13 protein-coding genes and 1 pseudogene are annotated in these 23,228 nt (G+C 65.2%); 6 read left to right on the top strand and 8 right to left on the bottom strand.

Annotated features, from left to right (window positions below):
• The first annotated feature begins 21 nt into the window (after positions 1-21).
• On the top strand, positions 22-951 hold the full coding sequence (locus U1739_RS06115; RefSeq protein WP_332705151.1) for a FecR family protein: 930 nt from the start codon (positions 22-24) through the stop codon (positions 949-951).
• Positions 948-3,323 (top strand): TonB-dependent receptor, encoded by a 2,376-nt coding sequence (locus tag U1739_RS06120; RefSeq protein WP_332705155.1) that lies wholly within the window; start codon positions 948-950, stop codon positions 3,321-3,323. The genes U1739_RS06115 and U1739_RS06120 overlap by 4 nt, the downstream gene beginning before the upstream one ends.
• Before the next feature lie 324 nt (positions 3,324-3,647).
• On the opposite strand, the gene U1739_RS06125 is transcribed toward U1739_RS06120, so the two are convergent.
• The 3 genes and pseudogenes from U1739_RS06125 to U1739_RS06130 form a co-directional block, all read right to left on the bottom strand.
• Positions 3,648-6,137: an ATP-binding protein gene (locus U1739_RS06125; RefSeq protein ID WP_332705158.1), complete on the bottom strand. Its 2,490-nt coding sequence runs from the start codon at positions 6,135-6,137 to the stop codon at positions 3,648-3,650.
• A 72-nt stretch (positions 6,138-6,209) separates the two neighbouring features.
• Positions 6,210-6,617: pseudogene (locus tag U1739_RS21140) on the bottom strand (winged helix-turn-helix domain-containing protein); the annotation flags it as partial.
• 320 nt (positions 6,618-6,937) lie between these two features.
• On the bottom strand, positions 6,938-7,294 hold the full coding sequence (locus tag U1739_RS06130; protein WP_332705161.1) for a response regulator: 357 nt from the start codon (positions 7,292-7,294) through the stop codon (positions 6,938-6,940).
• A gap of 415 nt (positions 7,295-7,709) precedes the next feature.
• On the opposite strand from U1739_RS06130, the gene U1739_RS06135 reads away from it, so the two are divergent.
• From U1739_RS06135 to U1739_RS06150, 4 genes are all read left to right on the top strand, one after another.
• Positions 7,710-10,853, top strand: coding sequence for an autotransporter outer membrane beta-barrel domain-containing protein (locus U1739_RS06135; protein ID WP_332705164.1), 3,144 nt, complete (start codon positions 7,710-7,712; stop codon positions 10,851-10,853).
• An 826-nt stretch (positions 10,854-11,679) separates the two neighbouring features.
• The gene (locus tag U1739_RS06140; protein ID WP_332705167.1) at positions 11,680-13,902 is read left to right on the top strand and encodes an alpha-galactosidase; all 2,223 of its coding nucleotides are present in this window, start codon (positions 11,680-11,682) and stop codon (positions 13,900-13,902) included.
• Positions 13,903-14,014: 112 nt separating this feature from the next.
• On the top strand, positions 14,015-16,810 hold the full coding sequence (locus tag U1739_RS06145; protein ID WP_332705170.1) for a TonB-dependent receptor: 2,796 nt from the start codon (positions 14,015-14,017) through the stop codon (positions 16,808-16,810).
• Positions 16,811-16,869: 59 nt separating this feature from the next.
• Positions 16,870-17,874, top strand: coding sequence for an aldose epimerase family protein (locus U1739_RS06150; protein WP_332705173.1), 1,005 nt, complete (start codon positions 16,870-16,872; stop codon positions 17,872-17,874).
• On the opposite strand, the gene U1739_RS06155 is transcribed toward U1739_RS06150, so the two are convergent.
• From U1739_RS06155 to U1739_RS06175, 5 genes are read right to left on the bottom strand one after another with little or no spacing between them, the layout of a single operon-like run.
• Entirely contained in the window at positions 17,871-18,569 is a 699-nt protein-coding gene (locus U1739_RS06155; protein ID WP_332705176.1) for an SDR family NAD(P)-dependent oxidoreductase, read from the bottom strand. The genes U1739_RS06150 and U1739_RS06155 overlap by 4 nt on opposite strands.
• Before the next feature lie 17 nt (positions 18,570-18,586).
• Positions 18,587-19,732: a galactonate dehydratase gene (gene dgoD, locus U1739_RS06160; RefSeq protein ID WP_332705179.1), complete on the bottom strand. Its 1,146-nt coding sequence runs from the start codon at positions 19,730-19,732 to the stop codon at positions 18,587-18,589.
• Positions 19,725-20,714 carry an L-arabinose ABC transporter permease AraH gene (araH, locus tag U1739_RS06165; protein ID WP_332705182.1) on the bottom strand — a complete coding sequence of 330 codons (990 nt, stop codon included), beginning with the start codon at positions 20,712-20,714 and terminating at the stop codon, positions 19,725-19,727. The genes dgoD and araH overlap by 8 nt, the downstream gene beginning before the upstream one ends.
• Positions 20,711-22,225 carry an L-arabinose ABC transporter ATP-binding protein AraG gene (gene araG / locus U1739_RS06170; protein ID WP_332706566.1) on the bottom strand — a complete coding sequence of 505 codons (1,515 nt, stop codon included), beginning with the start codon at positions 22,223-22,225 and terminating at the stop codon, positions 20,711-20,713. Before araG ends, araH begins: the two co-directional genes overlap by 4 nt.
• Before the next feature lie 5 nt (positions 22,226-22,230).
• On the bottom strand, positions 22,231-23,220 hold the full coding sequence (locus tag U1739_RS06175) for a substrate-binding domain-containing protein (RefSeq protein ID WP_332705185.1): 990 nt from the start codon (positions 23,218-23,220) through the stop codon (positions 22,231-22,233).
• Positions 23,221-23,228 lie beyond the last annotated feature (8 nt).

Raw genomic sequence — 23,228 nt, forward strand, 5'->3', positions numbered from 1 at the left:
CCTGGTTCTCGGGAGGCCATGATGGCGAAGCAGACGAATGACATCGAAGCGCTCGACTGGGTGGTGCGCGTGGGCGACCCGGCGTTCGACGACTGGGGCGCCTTCCAGGCTTGGTTGGAAGCCGATCCCGACCGTGCGGCTCGATACCATGCGCTGTCGGCCGACGTCGACGACATGGTCGGCCTGGTCCCGCCCGACGCCAATCCCGCCCCCATAGGGTTCGCGGCGTCCAACGGTCGCCGTCGCCGTGGCAGATGGCTCAGCGGGGCGCTCGCCGCTTCGTTGGCGCTCACCATCGGCTATGCGGCGCTGCGTCAGGATGCCGACCCGTACGTGGTGGAGACCGCCACCGGCTCGATCCGCACCATCGCCTTGGCTGACGGCAGCTCGGTCACGCTCGGCGGCGCGACGCGCCTGACGCTCGATCGCGCCGATCCGCGCGTCGCCACGCTCGATCGCGGACAGGCGATGTTCGAGATCCGCCACGATGCGCGCGATCCTTTCGAAGTCTCCGTTGGTGATCGTAAGCTCATCGACGTGGGCACCGCGTTCGACGTCAAGCGGACCGGCGACGTGACCCGCGTCGTCGTGTCGGAGGGCGCCGTGGACGTCGGCGCCGGTTCCAGGCTCATCCGGCTCGTTGCGGGACAGGGTCTGGTCGCGCGCGACGGCGTCGCAGCGCCTGCGTCGTCGAAGATCGACGTCTCGTCCGTCGGCGCGTGGCGATCCGGCACGCTCGCCTATGCTGGGGCGCCGATCGGGGAGGTGGCGGGCGACCTCTCGCGCAGCCTCGGGTTGCGCGTGACGGCGAACCGTTCAGTCGCCACCCGCCCCTTCTACGGTGCCATCGTCGTGGCGGACATCCGGCGAGATCCGTCACGGATGGCCGTGCTCCTCGACCTCGACGCGAAACGGCACGGCGACGCGTGGATGCTGACCGCGAAGCCGTGACCAGACACCTCCTACTATTCGCCGCTGGGTTGTTCGGGCTGACCGGGCCGGCACATGCCGAAAAACAGGCGATCGACCTTCCCGCGGGACGGCTAGGCGAAGCCGTGCTGGCGCTCGGGCGGCAGTCCGGCACGACGATCGTGGTCGCCGATCCCGCGCTTTGGACCCGCCCCGTGCCAGCGATCCGAGGGAGCCTGTCCGTCACCCAGGCGATCGACAGACTCGCACGCGCGGCCGACGCCGAGCCGAGGCGGATCGGCTTCGGGTGGCGGCTGGTCGCGCGTCGTGCCCGAACCGCGCGCCGTGCCCTGCCGCATGCGACACCACAGCCACGACCGACACGTTCGCCGCCGATGGCCGAAGCCGCACCAGGAGCGGACATCGTCGTCACCGCGAGCAAGCGCGACGTGAGGGCCCGCGAGTTCGCCGGCCAGGCGGCGATCCTCGACGGCGGGGATCTGGAATTCGGACAGGCGGGCGGAACGGACGCTGTCGTCGCGCGGCTGGCATCCGTGTCCTCGACGCACTTGGGTGCCGGGCGGAACAAGCTGTTCATCCGGGGCATCGCCGATTCGAGCTTCACCGGACCCACCCAAACGACGGTGGGACAATATCTGGGGGATCTCCGGCTCAGCTACAACGCGCCAGACCCCGATCTCCGCCTCTACGATGTAGCGTGCGTAGAGGTGCTCGAGGGCCCGCAAGGGACGCTGTACGGCGCCGGATCGCTGGGCGGGATCATCCGGACCGTTCCCAACGCGCCGGTCATGGGCGCCAGCAGCGGCTCGGTCGCGTTTGGCGCCTCCGCGACGCAACACGGCGATCCCGGAGTCGATCTCGGCGCCACCTTGAACCTGCCGCTGGCCGGCGACCGGGTCGCCTTGCGCGTCGTCGGCTACGGCCTGTCGGAAGGTGGCTACGTCGACAACCCATTGCTCGGCCGCGACGACATAAACCGCGTCCGCATCGCCGGCGGACGCGCCGGGCTGCGCCTGGACGCGGGAGAGGGCTGGACCATCGACATCGGCGGCGTCGGTCAGTGGACCCATGGCGCGGACAGCCAGTATGCAGACCGCTCCGGTCCACCGCTCACGCGCGCCAGCGCGGTGGTGCAGGGCTTCGATGCGAGCTACGTCCTCGGCCAAGCCGTGCTCACCGGCGAGATCGGCGACGTGCGCATCAAGTCGTCGACCGGCATCGTCGGCCAGACGCTGCGGGAGCGCTACGACGCGACGGAGGCGGGCGGCACGCCCCGGGTCTTCGCGCAGCGGAACGACACCGCGCTGATCACGAACGAGACGAGGGTGTGGCGGCCGGTGCACGGCGGCGTCGGCTGGGTGGTCGGCGGGAGCTTCACGCGCAACCGCACCAGCCTGGCCCGGACGCTGGGCCCCGATGGCGCGCCCGAACCGGTCACCGGCGTGACGAACCGGATCGACGAGACGACGCTCTATGGGGAGGCGAGCCTGCGCGTGATGCCGGGCGTGACCGTCACCGGCGGCCTGCGCGCCACGCATGCGGCATTGTCGGGCGTCGCAGACGACGTTCCCGCCGCCGTCGCCGTCGCCCTCGCCCGCGCCCGGGTGACCGCCGACCGGAGCGAGACAAGCGCCCTGCCTTCCGCCTCGCTGATCGCCGCCATCACTTCAACGCTGTCGCTCTACGCGCGCTACCAGCAAGGCTTCCGCCCCGGTGGGCTTGCGATCGAGCGGGATTTCGTTCGGCGCTTCCGCAACGATCGGGTGAGCTCGGTCGAGGCTGGACTGCGCTACGGCGTCTCCGGGGTGGACCCGGTCCACGTCTCGGCCAGCCTGTCGCACACCCGTTGGCAGGACATCCAGGCCGACTTCATCGACGGCTCCGGCCTGCCGAGCACCGCCAACATAGGCGACGGGCGGATCTGGACGGTCAGTGCGACAGCCGGCTGGCGTCCTGTAACGGTGTTGAGCCTCGACGTGGGCTTCACCTACAACGACAGCCGCGTGACCAGCCCGACCGAAGCGTTCTGGCAAGCGTTCTCGCGAATGGGCCAGGTGCCGAACATCGCACGTTATGCCGGGCGCGTCGGAGCGGTCTACCGACAGCGGGTCGGAGGCGAGCTTGAGCTGCATGTGGATGGGTGGGCGCGCTACGTGGGACGCTCGCGGCTCGGCATCGGGCCGGTTCTGGGAGAGGCGCAAGGCGACTACTTCGACAGCGCCATCACTGCACGCCTGGGGCGCCCGGACCTAGGCTTGACGATTGGAGTGACCAATCTCACCGACAGCGTCGGCAACCGCTTTGCGCTTGGAACGCCGTTCCAAACCGGAACCCGCCAAATCACTCCGCAACGACCACGAACGGTCCGGCTTGGGGTCGATGCCTCTTTCTGATGTTGGCTTCGTTCTGATCCACAATCGCTGGAACTTCACATGATATGGCCGGCGGCAGCCGAGCGGCGAGGTCCAGTCGTCAACGGCCATGTCCCTACATGCCTCCCCAATGCCGGCCGGTCATCAATGCACCAGGAAGGCCATCACCGGCTGCCTACCGCAGCGTGGCCCACCTGCTTCCTCCCAGGCACCGTCAGCGCCTGCACGGCCAGCCGTTTCGCCTCGAGACGGATCGGCCAGCGAGCCCGCTCGATCGACACTGGATCACACGCTTCTCAACCGGACCGGCTCAGAGGCGCGGCGGGTCGTGGTAGCAGCTCATCATCAGCAGTGCAGTTGATTTAAAAGCGCCCTCGCCTCGATCAGATCTCCTGTATCGAAGCCTTCTGTGAAACGATCGTACGTCTCGCGGAGGAGTTGAACGCCCCGCCCGGATCCATCTGCCATCCCGAGACGGGTGAGGCTGGTCGCCACACGAATCTTAAAACCAAGAGCACTCTGACGTTCAGCGAGACTCATCGCCGCATCAAACCTATCCAGCGCCATTGCAGAACATCTAGCTCCCCCCTCCAAGAGCAAGACTTCTCCTTCAAGGCGCAGCAGCTCGACATAAAACCAACGCTCGTCCTGTTGATCGCATATCGTCAGCGCCCTCCGAATGTTAGCCAAACCGGCGCTCACATCCCCTGCCTGCGCAAGCGCGTAGCCAAGCTCGCCGAGGAATCTGGTGTGGTGTAAGCCGAAGGATCCCTCCGGCACTTGCTGCAAGGCGTTGGACAGGTGCTCACTCCCGGCATGGGCATCCCCTTGCCGGCTCAGCAAGGTGCCTTTCCAGCATTGCGCAAACAGACCCCATTGCAAGCCGGGGTCGGCGGCCGAGAGTTGCGACAACTCCTCTATGTAAGCCGCTGCTTTCGAAAACGCTCCGGTCATGATCGCAATACGGATTGCTCCGAAACCCAGCGTATAATTAATGGAGAAGTCCTGCTCCAGGCTTCTCGCATGTTCAAGACCGCGTTCCGCGGACTTCTTCGCTTGATCAGCAAGTCCCAATGACCAGAGCGTCTTCGCAATTATCGTGTAACCCATTACACTTTGATCAAGCTGAAATCGGACGACATCGGATCCCCGAGATGTACGCAGCGAACTATGCAAGGCCGCCTGCTGGTATGCCGCCGCTTCCTCAAAGCGACCTCGATAAAACAAGGCCATCCCACGCATGCGGGCGAGGACCATTGCGTCCTCCAATGAAGGGGTTGCCCCAACCAGTTCATGGTACTGTTGCTCAAACACCTCCGCTGCCTTGACGTCCCCTGCCCTGAAGAAGGCGGACCACTGACCCCGCAGAGCGCTTACCTGATAATCAACATCCCCGATCTCCTCAGCCACTGATAAGGAATCGTTCAAGGTGGCAGCCGCTTCGGCAAACCCATCATGGGTGAACAGCAACAAGTTGCCGAGAGCGTCGAGTAGCAGCGTTTTCGTGTGGCTGTCAGGTGCCGCCCAGGATGGGCGCACTGCCAGCGCGAGGCTGATCCTCTCCCGACATTCCTGCGTAAGTGAGAGGCTCGTGAGAAGAGGAATGGCCGCGACGGTCAGCGCATCTCGCAGTCCGAACTCCCGGACCTCATTTGCCCAGTCAATGGCGCCGCGGATATTGTCCAGCTGCGGCCTTTGCGCCTTCGCCCATTCCAGACTTGGCCAATTAGAGCGATCGATGTTGGCCTGCGTGAAATACTGCAGGAAGTAATCGGCATGCCGCCGCAAGGTCTGGTAGCCCTCTTTACACTCCAGTACCCTTTCACGTCCAAATGCGCGAGCCGAGTCTAGCAGGCGGTAGGACGGCTGCCCGCTGATCACATCCGCGACCACAAGCGACGCCGAAATCAAGTGATCGAGTTGCTCCGCCACCTGCGACGCTGGAGTTATGCCGTCAGTCGCTACCGCTTGAGCCGCTTCCAACGAAAAGCCGCCGGCGAAAGCGCTCAGGCGGCGGAAAACGCGTTGCGACGCTTGCGGCAGAAGCCGATAGCTCCAATCAAAGACAGCGTGCAGGGTCCGATGGCGCGGTGTTGCCGTACGTAGCCCTTTGGTTAGTAGCTGGAAGCGATCATCGAGCTGCGCCGCGACGCCTCTCACTCCGAGCATACTCACTCGGGCGGTGGCCAGTTCAATCGCCAACGCAATGCCGTCGAGCCGGCGGCAGATCTCCCCTACCGCCTGAACGTCATCGTCCGAAAGAACGAAATCGTCGAGCAAGGCCTGGGTGCGGTCTACAAATAGCTGAACGGCCGAAAAGCCCATTGCCGCTTCGGCGGACAGGCCTGGTTGGTCAGGCGGGACGTCCAGCGGCCCGAGGCGATAAAGAAACTCTCCGGCTACACGGAGCGGTTCACGACTTGTCGCTAGAACCTGGACATGCGGAGCTTCCGCCAGAATGGTCGATGCCAAAACCGCGACCGAATCGAGTAGATGCTCGCAATTGTCGAGAAGGAGAACCAGCTGTTTTTCGCGTAGCAGGGAAATCAAGTCGGGGGTCGGATCGGACGACACCACAGCAAGCCCGAACACAGATGCAACAGCACTGGGCACGAGAGCAGAATCGCTGATCGGTGCTAGATCTATGAGCCAGATGCCATGTTCATAGTTCGGCTGCATCCGTCGCGCGGCAGCTACAGCTAGAGTGGTCTTTCCGATACCACCAGGACCCACAACTGTTATCATCCGCCGATGGGGCAATCCTGCTTCGATCGCATCCATCGAACTCTGACGGCCGAAAATGCGGGCCACGCTTGCAGTCAGGTTGCCGACCACGACGTCTCGAGCGCCCACGACCCGTTGCCGCCCCTGACCACTCCGCGTTACGGGAAAGGTAAAGCGGTATCCGCGACCGGCGTCGTTAACGATGTACCGACGCTTGTCTCCCCCGTCCCCGAGACACCTCCTCAATCCGGCAATCTGAACTCGGAGGCTACCTTCCTGCACGAATATGTTGGGCCAAGCGGCTACAAACAACTCCTCCTTAGTCACGACGCGCCCAGCTCGCCGGATCAGTGCTTCCAGTATGTCAAACCCACGGCCGCCTAGCGACAAGGGAAGGTCGCCCTTTAGAAGAAGCCGTTGCGAAGCAAGAAGTCGGAACTCACCGAACGTGAAGACCTCCTCGTCGCCTTCCACCGGATCCTCAAGGCTATACCCTCGCTCTGCACCTTTGCTCACGGTACGCAGCCTGGACCTGATGGCACGGCGCGTTCGCTGCTGACACGGTAGTGCGGCGAGCGACTGGCGCCGCACTGATGCTCGTGAAGCGTCAGCCTCGGATAGTACGGCATTGACGCACGGGTATCGAGCATTGCTACATCCACCTTGCCATCAGCCGGAACATACCCCCGGAGAGGCTGATCATCAACCAATCGCCGGGCGCTGAGAGGTGGTCATGGCTCGCGCGCCGATCGACGGTGACGTTCGACAGCGAAATCCTCGTGCGTATGCCAAGGCAGCTAAGCCGGTGCTGGGCTAGACTCTCGGATTTCGCCCTGCCCTGCCCTCTCGCGCCGGATGATATATGCTCCGCCGCCACAGGTCGCGAACAGCGCGATGGAAGAGGTTGTGCGCTAGCCGGACGTGCCCCCAATCTTTTCGAGAACCTGCACGAGGACGTCCTTCGCCACTGGCCTGTGGATTAGACCGTTCGCTCCGAAACAGACGCAGAGCACGCGCATCCCGGGCGAGACGGTCGGCGAGAGCGCGTAAATGACGGTCCGCGGCACGCACCTGCTCCTCAATTGGGCCAGTCCTGTCAGTCCAACGACCCTCATGTCGACAAGCAACAGCTGGACATCGACGTTTTCGAGGATGGCGATACCATCTTCGAGCGTCTCCGCCTCGATCAGGCGTTCACCTGCGGTCGCGAGGATGTCCTTGACGGCCGAGCGGACAGCCGGTTCGCGGTCGAGATAGAGAATGTTCATTCTGACCCGACGGACTCGGCGCTGCGATGCCTTAGCCTCGCCTAAAAAATTCGGGCGCGGCTCATGGCAGGCCGCATGTCCAGTCCCATCTCGGATCGTCGGACGCTTCTCTCTCTGCTCATCGTCCTGCGGTGGCCGATCACAGCCAAGGGTAGGTGGCGTGCGAGACCAGGCTTGTCCCCAGGGTCGGAACGGCGCGCGAACCATTCGAACGGCGTGACGTCTGACGACGGCCGGGGCCCTCATCGCCCACGTGCTTTGAAGTCTGGCGCGCCGCGAGCAAAGAGAGCCCGCCTTCAAACCGCTGCTATCTCAGCCCGGACGAATAAAACCGCAGCCTTGGAACTGCCTATTCAAGGCCCGACGGCCTTGCCTCCGTCTGGGTGTCAGAAGACATCCAAAGGGGATCCGATTCGTGCACCGTCTGCTTCTCGCCTCATCCGCAACACTCGCCCTTGTCGCCGCTTCATCCGCTTCCGCGCAGACGGTGATCGATACCAAGCGGACGACCGCCGTCCGCACCTCCACGGTGAAGAACGGCGCGCCCGACAACATCAGCATCGCCGCCTCGGGTAGCGTCGTCCCCGTCAACGGAACCGCGGTGACGATCGATGGTAACAACACCGTCGCCAATGCCGGCACCATCCAGGTGACCGATGCCAACGGCGCGACCGGCATCCTCGCCCAAGCCGGCGTGCAGAGCACGATCACCAACACGGGCAAGATCATCATCGACGAAAGCTACGCGCCGACCGATCCGGACAAGGACGGCGATCTCGACGGCCCCTTCGCGCAGGGGACGGGTCGCACGGGCATCCGCACCGCCGGCGCGTTCGTCGGCACCATCACCAACGGCGGCGAGATCACGGTCGAAGGCAACGATTCAGCCGGCATCCGTCTCGGCGGTCCACTGACCGGCGCTCTGGTCCATTCCGGCAGGACCACCGTCGTGGGCGACCGCTCCGTCGGCGTGCGGGCGGAGGCGGTGACCGGCAACGTCACGCTGGGGGGCACGATCACGGCGCAGGGCCGTGACGCGATCGGTGCCCGTCTGGACGGCAACATCGGCGGCGCGCTGGTGATCGAAGGGGTGATCGGTGCGACCGGCTACCGATCCACCACCGTCCCCGCCGACGTCTCCAAGCTCGACGCCGACGATCTGCTGCAGGGCGGCCCGGCCTTGCTCGTCGCAGGTGACGTGGCCGGCGGCATAACCCTGTCGAACGCGACCGGCAAGGTCGCCGACGTGATCTCGTACGGCTCCGCGCCGGCATTCCAGATCGGTGCGGCCGACCGCGCCGTCACCATCGGTGCGGTCGCCGGCACGACGCCAGCTGCCGGGCTTGTCGTCAACGGTAGGGTGACCGGCATCGGCGTCTACAGCGGCGTCAACGCGACCGCCCTGTCGATCGGCGGGCTGGGCGGCCGCGTCACCATCGCGCAGGGGGTCGCGGTCGGCGGGACAGTGCAGGCGTCCGCCTCAGGCGCTGCAGCCACAGGCATCCGCTTCGGTGCCGGCTCCGCCACGCCGGAACTACGTGTGAGCGGCAGCGTCACGGCGGCCGGCGGCGGCGGCCAGGCGACGCAATCAGCTGCCGTGCTGATCGATACGGGAGCGTCAGTCCCGACGATCCGCAACACGGGCACGATACGCGCTAGCGCGACAGGCGCCACCGCGGTCGCGATCCTCGACCGCACCGGCACGGTCACGCTCATCGAGAACAGCGGCACCATCGGCGCGATCGGCGCCGACGCCACCCGCTCCGTCGCGATCGACCTCTCGGCGAACACCAGTGGCGCCGTCATCCGTCAGACCGCGGCCACCGGCGGCGGCGCACCGGTCATCAGCGGCGCGATCCGCTTCGGCTCGGGCAACGATCGCCTGGAGGTTGCGGCCGGCACGGTCGCCGGAGAGGTGACGTTCGGCGCGGGCAGCAACCGGTTCGACCTGAGCGGCGCGAGCGCCTTCGCAGGCACGGCGACCTTCGGCAGCGGGGGGGACACGCTGGCGATCGGCGGCACGGCGCGGTTCGATGGCACCGCGGACTTTTCGGGAGCGGGGCAGGACGTGCTCGCCATCACCGGGAAGGGCGTGTTCGCCGGCAAGCTGACCAACGCCGGCCATCTCGTGGTGACCGTGGCGCCCGGCGGCGGCACCTTCGCGGCGACCGGAGGTGCGACGATCGGCTCGCTGGCGCTTGGCGAACAGTCCATCCTGAGCGTCGCGCTGGACAAGGCGAACCCCAATGCGAACCTCATCCAGGTGACGGGCGCCACCACGATCGGGGCGAACAGCCAGCTCGCGTTGCGCGTCACCGGCGGCGCCGACGTCGCCGGGCGCTACGTCGTGCTTCGTTCGGGGACGTTGACCGGTGCAGCCAATCTGACGCTGGGCGCAGCGACTATGCCGTTCCTCTACAAAGGGGCGCTCGTGGCGACCACGCCCAACGAGATCGCGATCGACGTCGCACGCAAGGCCAAGACCGAGCTGGGGCTCAATCGCGCCTCCACCAGCGCCTTCGATGCGATCGACGCGGCGATCGGCAGCGACGCGAAGCTCGGTGCCGCCATCCGCGGCATCTACGACGGCGCGGCCTTCCGCGCTGCGGTGGATCAGATGCTGCCCAACTATGCGGGCGGCGTGTTCGAAAGCGTCACCCTGGCTTCGCGCGCGGCGGCGGCGCAGCTGAACGAGCCGGCCGGCGAGTATAGCGAGGAAGGCTCCTGGGGCATGTGGCTGACCCCGGTCGGGTGGGACGCATCGAAGGCGCAGCGGAGCAGCACCAGCTACGACGTGCGCGGCTGGGGGATCAGCGGCGGCCTCGAGCGCAAGTCTGGCATCGGCAACTTCGGCGTCTCGCTCGGCTATCTCAGCGGCCGCGCCAACGAGGGGCTCGCGGTCAATCGCGTCGATCATAGCCAATATGAGCTAGCCGGTTCCTGGCGGGGCCATTGGGGCGGGGTCGCGGCGCAGCTGCGCGGCTCCGCGGCAATCGTGTCGTTCGACGCCCAACGCCAGTTCGACGGCGTCGTCGGCACCGAAAAGGTCCAGCGCCGGGCGACATCGGACTGGAACGGCGTGCTCTATTCGGGTTCCGGGGCGGTCTCATACGAGCACGTCGTGAACCAGTTCAGCCTGCGCCCGGTGCTGGCGTTCGACTATTACCGGCTCAACGAGGACGCCTATAGGGAGGCGGGCGGCGGCACCGGCTACGACCTGACCGTGCGCAAGCGGACCAGCGACGAACTGGCGCTGACCACCAGCCTAGCCGTCGGCATGAACTTCGGCGGCGACCATCGCTACGACCTTTGGAGCCGCATCGAGGTCGAGGGCGGCCGACGCGAGCGCGTAGCCGGAGCGCTCGGGCGCACGACAGCCAGCTTTGGCAGCGGCGCCGCGTTCACGATCGATCCGGAAGCGCGCGACAGCGGTTGGACCGGCAAGATCCGCGCGATCACCGGCACCACAGAGGGCCGACTGAGCGGCGAAGTGGGAGCAGAGCAACGGCTTGGAGACGTTGCGTTCACCGCGCGCGCCGCCCTTCAGATCGCCTTCTAGACCAAGCGCACGCGCGTGCGACGCTTCGGAGCTCCACCCGGCCCCCGGGTGGGGCTCCTTCTCCCACGATCACGGTACGGCTGATGGCCGATCGTCAGCCCGATGCGCGCTCATCGGTCCACCGCCCGCCAGTCGCGCTCTGAATAACCCGTCATCATGGTTCGTCACCTGCCTGGTATCGTCCGGACTACGCCAGCCACTTGCCAGTTGACGCTTGCCGTGCGGTATCGTCGAGGATGAAAGCACGCTGCTGATGGCGTCGGTCGACGGCCTTCTCGCCAAGCCCCGAAGCAGCGCCCGCGGATTTGGCGGCGCGAACCGGCCCATCTCATTCGACCTGCGCTTCGAGCCGACAGCGGCGCTTCGAGCTGCGATCGAGATCCTCGCAGCTACCTCACTCTTCCCATAGCGGCCCTAATACTTCGGCACGTGATCAATCGGATTAAGATAGGCAGCTATGCGCCATTTGTCGTCGTTCGTGGCAGACCAGACGGATCCTGAAAGCTGCCGTACATTCAGACGCGACATCGACATCAAAGACGACCTACATTTGGGATTAAGCGCCGTCACCACCCCGTGAGCGAGAGCCGATCGGTGACGCACTTGGTGCGATAGCTACCAGCATGCGTCCGGGGCAATTGGCAGCCTCATACAGAAGGATGGATTTCCAAGCCACGCCGTCTTGCTGATTGCCGACGGCTTCAAAAATCACGTCACTGGTTTAGTGGCCCAGGCAAATGGATTCGGGTTAAGACCACCTGTCGCTTGCGAAATTAAATATGACTTTATAGGGTGGGTCATTGAATGTGTTTTCAGAGGAAGCAACATGGATAAGCGCCAGGGGTTCAATGCTTGGATGCGGGCGCTCTGCGCACTCGGCGCGTTGGGCGCCCCGGCAACTGCCTTTGCCCAAGCACGCTACGACACGGAGAACAAGATCTTCCGGCTGGATGGTGGGGACGTCACCTACGCGTTCAAGGTCAATGTCGCGGGGATCCTCCAGTCGGTCTATTGGGGCAAGCGCTTGCCGGATCGCGCGCCGCTCGCCGCGCCGGAGCTTTCGGGATTGAGCGGCTTCGACGTCACTACCAACGTGGTGCCGCAGGAATATGCCGGCCAGGGCGGCGGACTCTATGCCGAGCCGGCGCTGAAGGTCACCTATCCCGACGGCAACCGCGATCTCGTCCTCTATTATCGCAGCCACGAGGTGTCGGGCGATACGATCCGCGTAACGCTCAGCGATCTCGACCGGCCGTTGTTCGTCACGCTGATCTACACGATCGACCGCGCCACCGGGGTGATCGCCCGCTCCGCTGTGATCGAGAATCGCGGCGCCGGCGACGTGCGCGTGGATCAGGCTTCCGCGGCGGGGCTGACGCTGCCGGTCGCCTATGATTATCGCCTGCACTATTCCACCGGGCGCTGGGCGGCGGAATGGACGCTGCAGGATCGCCCGCTGACCGCCGGCTCGACCGTGCTGGAAAGTCGCCGCGGCTCGACCGGCAGCCAGAACAATCCGTGGTTCCAGATCACCCGCGCCACCACCACCGAGGAGGACGGCCCGGCCTGGATCGGCGCGCTGGCGTGGAGCGGATCGTGGCGGCTGAGCTTCGATCAGGACGTGACCGGGCGGATCCGGATCGTCGGCGGCTATAACCCGTTCGACTTCGCCTATCGCCTGAAGCCGGGTGCCATGCTGGCCACGCCGACCTTCTATGTCGGCTTCTCCGATCACGGTCGCGGCGGCGCCTCGCGCCTGTTCCACGCCTTCCAGCGCGAACGCATCCTGCCCCGGCACGACGGCCGCGTGCCGTTGCGCAAGGTGTTGTACAACAGCTGGGAAGCGACCGAGTTCGACGTCAACGAAGCAGGGCAGATCGCGCTGGCCGAACGCGCCGCAACACTCGGCGTAGAGCGCTTCGTGATGGACGATGGCTGGTTCGGCGCACGCAACAACGACAAGGCCGGGCTCGGCGACTGGACCGTCAACCCGACCAAATTCCCCAATGGCCTCACCCCGCTGGTCAGCCGCGTCAAGGCGCTGGGCATGGATTTCGGCCTTTGGGTCGAGCCCGAAATGATCAACGAGGATAGCGACCTGTTCCGCGCGCACCCTGATTGGGCGATGCAGTTTCAGGGCCGGCCGAAGACCCAGGGGCGCAATCAGCTGGTACTTAATCTGGCGCGCACCGACGTTCGCGATCATGTCCTCGAACAGCTCGACGCTTTGCTGACGAAGAACGACATCGCCTTCCTCAAATGGGATTATAACCGCAATTGGTCCGAGCCAGGCTGGCCGGATGCCGACGTGAACGACCAGCAGACCATCTATGTGGCCTATGTCCGCAACCTTTATTGGATCATCGACGAACTGCGGAAGCGGCATCCGGGGGTCGAGATCGAAAGCTGTTCCGGCGGCGGCGGTCGAGTCGATCTCGGCATCATGGCGCGCACCGATCAGGTATGGCCGTCGGACAATACCGATCCGCTCGATCGGCTGTCGATCCAGGACGGCTATACACAGGCCTATGCCCCGGGCGCGATGATGGCGTGGGTGACCGACAGCCCGAACTGGGTGAACAAGCGCCAGACCGCGCTCTCGTTCCGCTTCCTTTCGGCGATGCAAGGGGGGCTCGGCATCGGCACCAATCTCAACAAATGGCAGGATTGGGATTTCCTCGTCGCGCGGCGCTACGTGCAGTCATACAAGCGGATTCGGCAAACGGTGCAGCGGGGACAGCTCTATCGCCTCAACCGCGCGAACGAGGCCGATCGGCGCTGGACCAACCTGTATGTCGCCGCCGATCGCAGCCAGGCGGCGCTGTTCACGCTGATCGGATCGACGCAGAAACTGGATGTCATGCCGACGATCGCGCTGCGTGGTCTCGATCCGGACGCGCAATACCAAGTGGAGACGATGGATGGCGCTCCCCCGCCGGTGACGATGCCATTGCTGGCCAGTGGCGCGTATTGGATGAACCACGGCGTCGATGTCACGCTGCAGGGTGACTTTCAGGGCGTCGGCTTCATCCTGACACGGACCAAATAGGCAGCGCCGGGCGCCCCGCCGAAAGATTTCAGCGTGTGTCTTTTTTCACTAGACAGCATTTAATGTCATATTTATTCTGCTCTCAACTACAAACGTTCAGGGGAGAATCATCGTGCAAAGGTTGCGCCGTCCAATCGTCGCTCTGTTGTCGGGGGTGTGTCTCACCGTCCCCGCTTTGCCTGCCTTCGCCCAGTCCGGCGCTGCCGCGTCGAGCCCCGAGGGGCAGGCTTCAAATCCGGATACCGGCGCGCAGATCGATCCGAATGCGGCGTCGACCGACGAAGGCGGCGACATTGTCGTCACCGGCATCCGCGCCAGTCTGGCTAACGCGTTGGAGATCAAGCGCAACACGATCGGCGTGGTCGACGCAATCTCGGCCAAGGACATCGGCGACTTCCCCGATGCCAATATCGCTGAATCGCTGCAGCGCATCAGCGGTGTGTCGATCGACCGCGTCAACGGCGAAGGCCGTGGCATCACGGTTCGCGGGCTGGGGCCGGAATTCAACACCGTCCTGCTTAACAACCGCCTGCTGTCGACCGAGGCCGGTGGCCGATCCTTCTCGTTCGACATCCTGTCGTCGGAGCTTATCTCCGGCGCCGAAGTCTACAAGTCGTCGGAAGCGCGGCTGCAGGAGGGCGGCATCGGATCGACCGTAATCCTGCGCACCGCCCGCCCGACCGACCGAGCCGGCCTGCATTTCGCCGGCAACGTCGCCGGCCGCCACGACAACACATCGGACAAGGTCACGCCGTTCGCCTCGGGCGTGTTGAGCGGATCGAACGAGGATCGTACGTTCGGCGCACTGGTTAGTTTCGTCTATGACAAGCGCAAGTTCAATCTCACCAACATCAGCACCGACGGATGGATCACCAATCAGACGATCGATACAAATGGCGACGGGATCAAGGACCGCACCGGCGTCGCCCTGCCCCGTACGACCAACTTCACCGCCACCAAGAGCGAGCGCGAGCGGATCGGCGGGACCTTCGCCGTCGACTGGAACGTGTCGGATACGCTGAAGCTTAAGCTCGATGCGCTCTACACGCAGCAAAAGGTGGAAAGCCGCACCAATCAGCTGGGTTATTATACCGATCCGGATCGCATCACCACCGCAACGGTCAATGACAACGGCACAGCGACGCAGTTTGCCGTGCTCCCGGCCACCGCGACATCCGGTCTCGCCTCGGACAATATCGTATCGACCGCGCCACAGGACGCCCGCACCTACCAGATCGGCTTCAACGCCGAATGGAAGCCGAGCGAGGATCTGACGCTCGTGTTCGATGCCGCACATTCCAACTCGCGCGATGCCGCCGACCAGCTCTTCTACGTCGTTGGCACGCGCCAGGTCGGTGTCACGCCGACCTTCACGCTGGATGGCCCAGGCGGATTGCCGTCGATCACCAACACGCTGGCGACCAACGACAAGTCGGCGCCGCGGCTGCACTGCTGCTCGGAACGCGGCGGGCGCAATGGCGATACGGTCAATCAGGGCACGTTCGATGTGACCTGGGATCTCGGCGGGCTGCTCAACAAACTGCAGGGCGGCGCGTTGTTCACCAACCGCAAGAAAATTACGGTATCGCGTGAATCGCCAGAGCCGCTCGGCTGCTTCTATTGCGGTTATCAGGCGCTGGCTCCTGCAAGCCTGTTTACGGATTTCAGCTCCAACGTGCAGGGGCGCAACTTGACGTGGCTCGATTACGATGGCGCCGCGCTAGCACAATATTACGGGTCGGCTGCCGCCGTGAACCAAGTTGGCGACAATTCACCGGAAGCAATCGCCGCGCGCAACCGTTTCCTCGCCGTCTATGCGGGCAACAATAACAGCCTCGATCCGATCGATCGTGACCGCGGATCGGGCACGGTGCGCGAGAATACCTATGCCGGCTATCTGCAAGCGTCGTTTGGCGGCGATATGGGTAGCAGCCGTTGGTCGGCGATGGCGGGCGCGCGGTTGATCCACACCGACCTGTACGCCACCGGCTTTTCGGTCACGTTGACCAATATCATCCAGAACCCGGCCGATCCGACGTCAGCGGTTCCGGTCTACAGCCCGACGGTCGCGGTCGATGCCAAGAATTCCTACACCTATCTGCTGCCGACACTGAACTTCCGGCTCGACGTAAACGACGCCTTGTCGCTTCGGCTGGCCGGATCGCGAACGTTGACCCGTCCGACGCTGAGCCGACTTGGCCTGTCGCAGGACTTCACCTTCCGTCCGCCCAATTCGAATACGATCAGCGGCGGCAACCCGTATCTGAAGCCGTTCCTGGCATGGAACGCGGATGCCTCAGTCGATTATTACCTGAGCCGCACCAGCTATGTCAGTCTGGCTGGCTTCTACAAGAAGCTGGAGAATTTCATTATCTCCGGGCAGCAACCGGAAGAATATTTCGGGCTGACGTTCCTGGCCAATCGCCCTTTCAATTCGCAGAAAGGCGAAGTCTACGGGCTCGAAGCTTCGGCGCAGAGCACATTTGATTTCCTGCCCGCACCATTCGACGGCTTAGGCGTAACAGCGAACTACACGCTGGTGAAAAGCTCGATCCGTTTCGATCCTTCGCTCAGCAACCAGACCTTCAACGTGGAGGGCCTGTCCGACACCGCAAACTTCGTGATGTTCTTCGAAAACAATCTGCTGCAGCTTCGCGGTGCATATAACTGGCGTGCGCCGTTCCTGCGCCAGACGTTCGGGCCGCAAAGCGAGCCAGAGAACATCTTCGGCTATAGCCAGGTCGATCTCAGCGGATCGATCAAGGTCACGCCGAACGTGTCTCTCTATGCCGAAGCGCTTAACGTGACGAACGAGAAGTTCCGCAGCTATTCGCGCTTCAAGGAGCGGTTGATCACCGTATCCGACCAGGGACGTCGCATCACGGCCGGCGTGCGCTTCAACTTCTGATCCCTGATCGGCCCGCATTTGCGCAGACGCGTGGATGCGGGCCGGCTACGGCGTTCGATATGCCCGATGCTCACCTTGCGGCGGCAACCGCCCTTACCCTGCGTGCGCCGACCGGGGTCACTGTCCGCCTGACCAATCTTGGCGCGACGCTGATGGCTATCGAGACACCTGATCGCGCCGGGCGGTTCGCCAACATCCTGCTCGGCTACGACGATCCTTCCGATTATCCGGCGGCCGGCGGCCCCGATCCCGACGCCTATCTCGGCGCGACCTGCGGCCGGTTCGCCAATCGCATCGCCGGCGCGGCATTCGTGCTAGACGGCGTCCACTATCCGCTAAGCGCCAATGAGGCGCCCAACCACCTTCATGGCGGCGCGCGCAACTTTCACCATGCAGTGTGGACGATCGTAGCGGCTGACGATCGACACGTCGCGATGACGCTGCGCAGCCCGGATGGCGATCAAGGCTATCCCGGCGCGCTCGACGCGGTCGCCGACTTCAGCCTGGCCGACGATGGCGAACTCGCCATCGTCTACACCGCGACGACCACGCGACCGACGCACGTCAATCTCGTGTCGCACGGTTACTTCAATCTTTCGGGCAATCCGCACGCGTCGATCCTCGACCATCGGTTATCGATCGATTCCGCTCGGATCCTGGCGATCGATGCGGCCAACCTGCCGACCGGCGAACGGCGGGCGATCGCCGGCTCTCCATTCGACTTCACGGTGGCGCGACCGATCGGATCGCGGATCGACGACGATCAACTGCGCCACGCCAGCGGCTATAATCACAACTATCTGCTCGACATCGCCGGGGTGCGGCCGGTGGCGCGGCTCGACCATCCGGCGAGCGGGCGGACGCTGACCGTTTCGACGGACCAGCCGGGATTACAGCTCTACAGCGGGAACTTCCTCGGCGGCCGGTTCCCGCCGCGGTCGGGAGTATGCCTCGAGGCGCAGCATTGGCCCGACAGCCCCAACCGGCCGGATTTCCCCACTACCCGGCTCGACCCAGGCGACACCTATCGCAGCGAGACCCGGCTGCGCTTCGGCGTCGGCTAAAGCCGCGCCATCCGGCCGCCATCGGCGACCATCTCCGCGCCGGTGACGAACCGCGCCTCGTCTGAGCCGAGGAACAGCGCCAGCGCGGCGATATCCGCGGGCTGGCCGATATCGGCGGGATCGATGACTTCCACGCCCGACCGGATATTCGGGCTGTCGCGCAGCAACGCGGTGTCAATCGCCCCGGGCAGGATCGCGTTGCAACGAATACCGCGCTCCCGGCCCTCGATCGCGGTCGATCGCGTAAGGCTGGCCATTGCCGCCTTGGACGCGGCGTAGGACGACACCATCGCTGAGGTTCGCCACGCATGGACCGAGGCGATGTTCACGATCGCGCCGCCAGGCGGCAGATGACGCAGCGCATGGCCGGTCAGCAGCGCCGGCGCGATCAGATTGACCGCCAGCAGATGCTGCCAATCGGCCACATCATGCTCCTCGATCGGCTTGAACAGCATGATGCCGGCGACGTTGACCAGCACGTCCCACCGCCCGAAGCGATCGAGCGTCGCGGCGACCGCGGCGTCCAGCGCGGCAGCGTCGGCGAGGTCGCACGCGATCGGCAAGGCGTCACCCAGCCCGTCGAGAGACATCTCCCCCGCCGCGCGATCGACCAGCGCCAGCTTGGCGCCAGCATCCGCGAAGGTTCGCGCCACGGCGTGGCCGATGCCGCCGGCGGCACCAGTGATTAGCGCCACCTTGCCTGCGAACGGCTCTACCATTCGCGCAACGACCCGTCCCACCCGCGCCATACCGGGTTGCGCCAGCGATGGGGCGTGCGCGCGGCGTCGCGCACGCGCGCTTCGTCGATCGTGACGCCCAGCCCCGGCCCTTCCAGCACGGCGACACTGCCCGCCGTCACCGTCAGCACCTCGGGATTGGTGATATAGGTGAGCAGGTCCGCATCCGGCTGGTTGTAGTGAATGCCGAGCGACATTTCCTGGATTACGAAATTGGGCGTCGCCGCGGCCAGTTGTAGACAGCTGGCCAGCGCCAGCGGTCCAAGCGGACAATGCGGCGCAATCGCCAAATCATACGCTTCCGCCATTGCCGCGATGCGCCGGCCTTCCGAAATGCCGCCGGCATGGCTGAGATCGGGCTGCGCGATATCGACCGACGCTGCCTCGAAGAACGGCTTGAAGTCCCAGCGCGAAAATAGTCGCTCGCCCAGCGCGAGCGGAACGCTGGTCTGCGCCGCCACCTGCGCGATCGCTTCGGGCTGCTCGCTGAGCAGCACTTCTTCGATGAACAGCGGCGACAGCGGTTCGAGTGCGGAAACGATGCGGCGCGCCATCGGTTTGTGTACCCGGCCGTGGAAATCCACGCCGACGTCCATCCCGGTATCGCGCACCAGCCCGAGCCGTTCGACCACGGCGTCGACCGCGGCCGGGCCCGACAACCAGTCGATATCCTCGGTGCCGTTCATCTTGACGGCATCAAACCCCTGCTCGCGCCGCACCAGGGCGGCAGCGGCAACGTCGCTCGGCCGATCCCCGCCGATCCAGGCATAGACGCGGATCCGGTCGCGCACCCGGCCACCCAGCAGGTCGGCGACGGGCACGCCGAGAGCGCGGCCGCGCAAATCCCACAATGCTTGGTCGACCCCGGATATTGCCGACATGAACACCGGGCCACCGCGATAGAAGCCCAGTCGATACAGCAATTGCCAGGCATCCTCGATGCGATCGGGGTCGGCCCCGATCAGCCGGTCGCGCACCGCTTCGAACGCGCCCACCACGGCCTCGGCATGGCCTTCCAGACTGGCCTCGCCCCAGCCGACCGCGCCATCGCTGGTCTCAATCCGCACGAACAGCCAGCGTGGCGGCACAAGGAAGGTTTCGATCGCGACAATCTTAGACATTCTGGGTTTCGCTCCGGTCGGTCTTCGTGAAGCGGATGGGGATCCGCGGAAGTCGCCCGTCCTGTCGCAGCCGATCGGCCACAACGGCGAGCAACAAAATTCCCCCGCGCACGACATATTGGTAAAAGGTCGGCACATTGAGTAGGTTGAGCGCATTCTGCGCCGCGCCCATGATAAACACGCCAATGATCACGCCGCCGATCGTGGCCAAACCGCCGGACAGCGATACGCCACCCAGCACGCAGGCGGAGATGACCGCCAGTTCAAGCCCGATGCTGGTGTTGGGCTGGCCGCTGGTGATGCGCGCGGCGAGGATGATGCCAGCCAGCCCGGCCACCAGTCCCTGCAGCGTGAACACGATGATCCGTACGCGGGTTATCGGCACGCCGGCCAGCCGCGCCGCTTCGGGATTGCCGCCGATCGCCAGAATGTTGCGGCCGAACACGGTAGCCTTGAGGATCAACCCGAAGATCGCGAAACTGCCGATCATCGACCAGATCGGCCAGCTCAGTCCGAGCATGCCGCCCGATCCGAGTGCGTAGAAGTCCTGTAACGGGATCGCGACGCTTTCCCCGCCCGAGGCGAGGAAGGCGAGGCCGCGCACCACCTCCATCATCGCCAGCGTCACGATCAGCGAATTGACCTTGAACCCCGCCACCAGCACGCCATTGACGAAGCCGACCATCGCACCGCCGGCAAGGCCTGCCAGAACGCCGACCGCGATGCTCCCCGTCGCGCTCATCCCGACTGCGGCGAGCACGCCGGACAGCGCGACGATCGAGCCGACCGACAGATCGACCTCGCGCATCGCCAGCACGAGCATCATCGTCGCCGCGATCGTGCCGACCAACGTGACCGACAGCAGCAACCCGCGCAAATTGCGCAGGCCGAGGAAGTCCGGCACCAGCAGCGACAACAGGCCAACCATCACCACCAACGCCAGCAGCGGTACGAGACGTTTGAGGATCGTGCGCAAAGTCATGCTGGGATCGCATCCTGGTTTGATGAAGTCTGATTGGCCTGCGGCAGCGCAAGTCGGAGGAGCCCCGCCGGTGTCGCCTCGTCACGCGACACGATGCCGGCCAAGGCACCTTCGCGCATCACGACGATCCGGTCCGCGACGCCGAGCACTTCGGCCATGTCGCTCGACGCGAACAGCACCGTCCCGCCGTCTTCGGCAAAGCGATAGATGAGCTCGTAAATTTCACTGCGCGCGCCGACATCGATCCCGCGCGTCGGCTCATCGAGCAGCAGCACGCGTGCGCCCGCCCACAGCCAGCGCGCGATTACGGCCTTCTGCTGGTTACCACCAGACAGCGATCCGATCGCGGTCTCCGCGCCGGCCGTCTTGATGCGCAGCCGGCCGATCAGCTCGTCCGCGCCTACTTGTTCCTCATGCCGCCGCAGCAGCGCGGTCGCGCCGGCCATGTTGCGCCACGCCAGCGCCAGATTTTCCCGCAGCGGCGCCAGCGGCACGATGCCGTCCTCCTTGCGGTCCTCAGGGCACAAAGCGAGGCCCGCGGCGATCGCGGCGCGCGGGCTGCCCGGCGGGATCGCCTGGCCATCGATCCGTACCGCGCCGGCATCGGGCATCGTCGCGCCGTAGATCAAGCGGAACAGCTCCGACCGCCCCGCGCCGACCAGGCCGAACAGCCCAAGAATTTCGGCGCGCGCGACGGCAATGCTAACCGGCGCGGCGATGCCCGGCCCGACAAGCGCCTCCACCTCGACCATCGGCGACCCCGCCGCCCGCGGCCGATAACCGTAGACGTCGCTGATCGTACGCCCCGCCATCGCGCCGACGAGGCGATCCGCGTCGGCCGCCGTGACCGGCGCGAGATCGAGCATATGCCTGCCGTCGCGCAGCACGGTGGCGCTGTCGGCGAGCGCATAAACCTCGTCCATGCGATGGCTGACATAGATGATCGCGCAGCCGCTGGCCTTGAGATCGCCGATGATCGCCATCAGCCGCTCGGTTTCGCGAACGCTGAGCGAACTGGTCGGTTCGTCGAAGGCGATCACTTTCGCCTCCCGCAGCAGCGCGCGCCCGATCTCGACCATCTGCCGCCGCCCGATCGACAGCGCGCCGAGCCGCATATCGGGGTCGATCACCTCGCCGAGCCGCTCGAGCACGGCGATCGCGCGGGCGCGCAATGCCGCGCGATCGACGAAGCCGGCCCGTGCCGGCAGCATGCCGAGCATGAGGTTTTCGGCCACGCTGAGCTGCGGGAACAGCTGCAGTTCCTGGTGGATGATCGCGATGCCGGCGTTCTGGCTGTCGCGCGGCGAGGCGAAGCGCTGCGCCACGCCATCGATCCGCAACTCGCCGCTATTTGGCACATATTGCCCTGCCATGATCTTGAGCAGGGTAGATTTGCCCGCACCATTCTCGCCGATCAGCGCACGGACTTCTCCTGCCGCGACGGTGAAGCTCACTCCATCCAGCGCGACGACGCCGGGAAAGGTCTTGCCGACCTGGTCGAAGGCGATCATCGCACTCAAGCCCTCGCCTCCCGCGCCAGGACGGCGCGAAAATTGTCGCGCGTCATCAGCGTACCACTGGTCAGTGTGACGTCGGCCGGGCGCTGCCCGCGCGCGATCCAGCGATACATCGCGGCGCTCGTATCATAGCCGTGCCGCCGCGGGCTGAGCAGCACGGTAGCGAAGAAACCGGTGGCACGCGGCTTACCGAGTTCGGCGATGGCCGCTTCGGATCCGCCGATGCCGATCCCGATCAGGCTCGTCTGCGCCAACGACAGGCCTTCCGCCGCACGCACCCCGCCGACTACCGTTTCGTCGTTCAGCCCAATGATGATCCAGCGATCGATCCGCGACTGCGCGGTCAGCACCGGCGCGGCCGCCGTGAACGCCCCTTCGGTGTCGGTGGTGCGCTGCGGTGCATCGAAGACTTGGCTGTAGCCCTGGCGGCGCAGCGCGGTCACCGCGCCGCCGGTGCGCTCTCGCCCGGTTTCCAGACTGTCATAGGCGATCCGCAGGATGCCGGTCTCGGCCGGCGCCCAGCCGCGCCGTCGCGCCTCGGTCGCCGCCGCCGTCCCCGCCAGTTCGCCGATCGCCAGCGCCGAAATGCCGACATGCGGGATGCCCGCGATCGGCGCTCCGCCCGCGGCCGACAGGCGGTCGTCGACCGACATCGCCCTCATCCCGCTGTCGCGCGCGAAATCGGCGATCGCCGGCCCCAGCCGCGGGTCGGGCGCGCAGATTACGAACCCACCGGCGTAGCGCGCATACAAGGTGTTCAAAGCCGATAAGACCCGATCGCCATCTTCCGCGCCGATTTCGATCAGCGAGAAGCCGAAGTCCCGTGCCGCGGCGCGCGCAAAGCGCCATTCGTCCTGGAACCATTGCTCCTGCGGCATCTTTACGATGAAGCCGATCCGCACATCCTGCGGTGGCCGCGCGCAGCCGGCGACAGCGAGACCGCCTGCGGCCACCGTGCCGCCAAGCATGGATCTGCGCGTAATCGGCATTGCCGTAG

The sequence above is a fragment of the Parasphingomonas puruogangriensis genome, from assembly GCF_036663635.1.
GTDB lineage: Bacteria > Pseudomonadota > Alphaproteobacteria > Sphingomonadales > Sphingomonadaceae > Sphingomonas.

Coding starts and splice junctions, on each gene's coding strand:
- U1739_RS06115 (WP_332705151.1), top strand. CDS start 22: ATGGCGAAGCAGACGAATGACATCGAAGCGCTCGACTGGGTGGTGCGC.
- U1739_RS06140 (WP_332705167.1), top strand. CDS start 11,680: ATGGATAAGCGCCAGGGGTTCAATGCTTGGATGCGGGCGCTCTGCGCA.
- araG (WP_332706566.1), bottom strand. CDS start 22,225: ATGATCGCCTTCGACCAGGTCGGCAAGACCTTTCCCGGCGTCGTCGCG.
- U1739_RS06150 (WP_332705173.1), top strand. CDS start 16,870: ATGCCCGATGCTCACCTTGCGGCGGCAACCGCCCTTACCCTGCGTGCG.
- dgoD (WP_332705179.1), bottom strand. CDS start 19,732: ATGTCTAAGATTGTCGCGATCGAAACCTTCCTTGTGCCGCCACGCTGG.
- araH (WP_332705182.1), bottom strand. CDS start 20,714: ATGACTTTGCGCACGATCCTCAAACGTCTCGTACCGCTGCTGGCGTTG.
- U1739_RS06175 (WP_332705185.1), bottom strand. CDS start 23,220: ATGCCGATTACGCGCAGATCCATGCTTGGCGGCACGGTGGCCGCAGGC.
- U1739_RS06130 (WP_332705161.1), bottom strand. CDS start 7,294: ATGAACATTCTCTATCTCGACCGCGAACCGGCTGTCCGCTCGGCCGTC.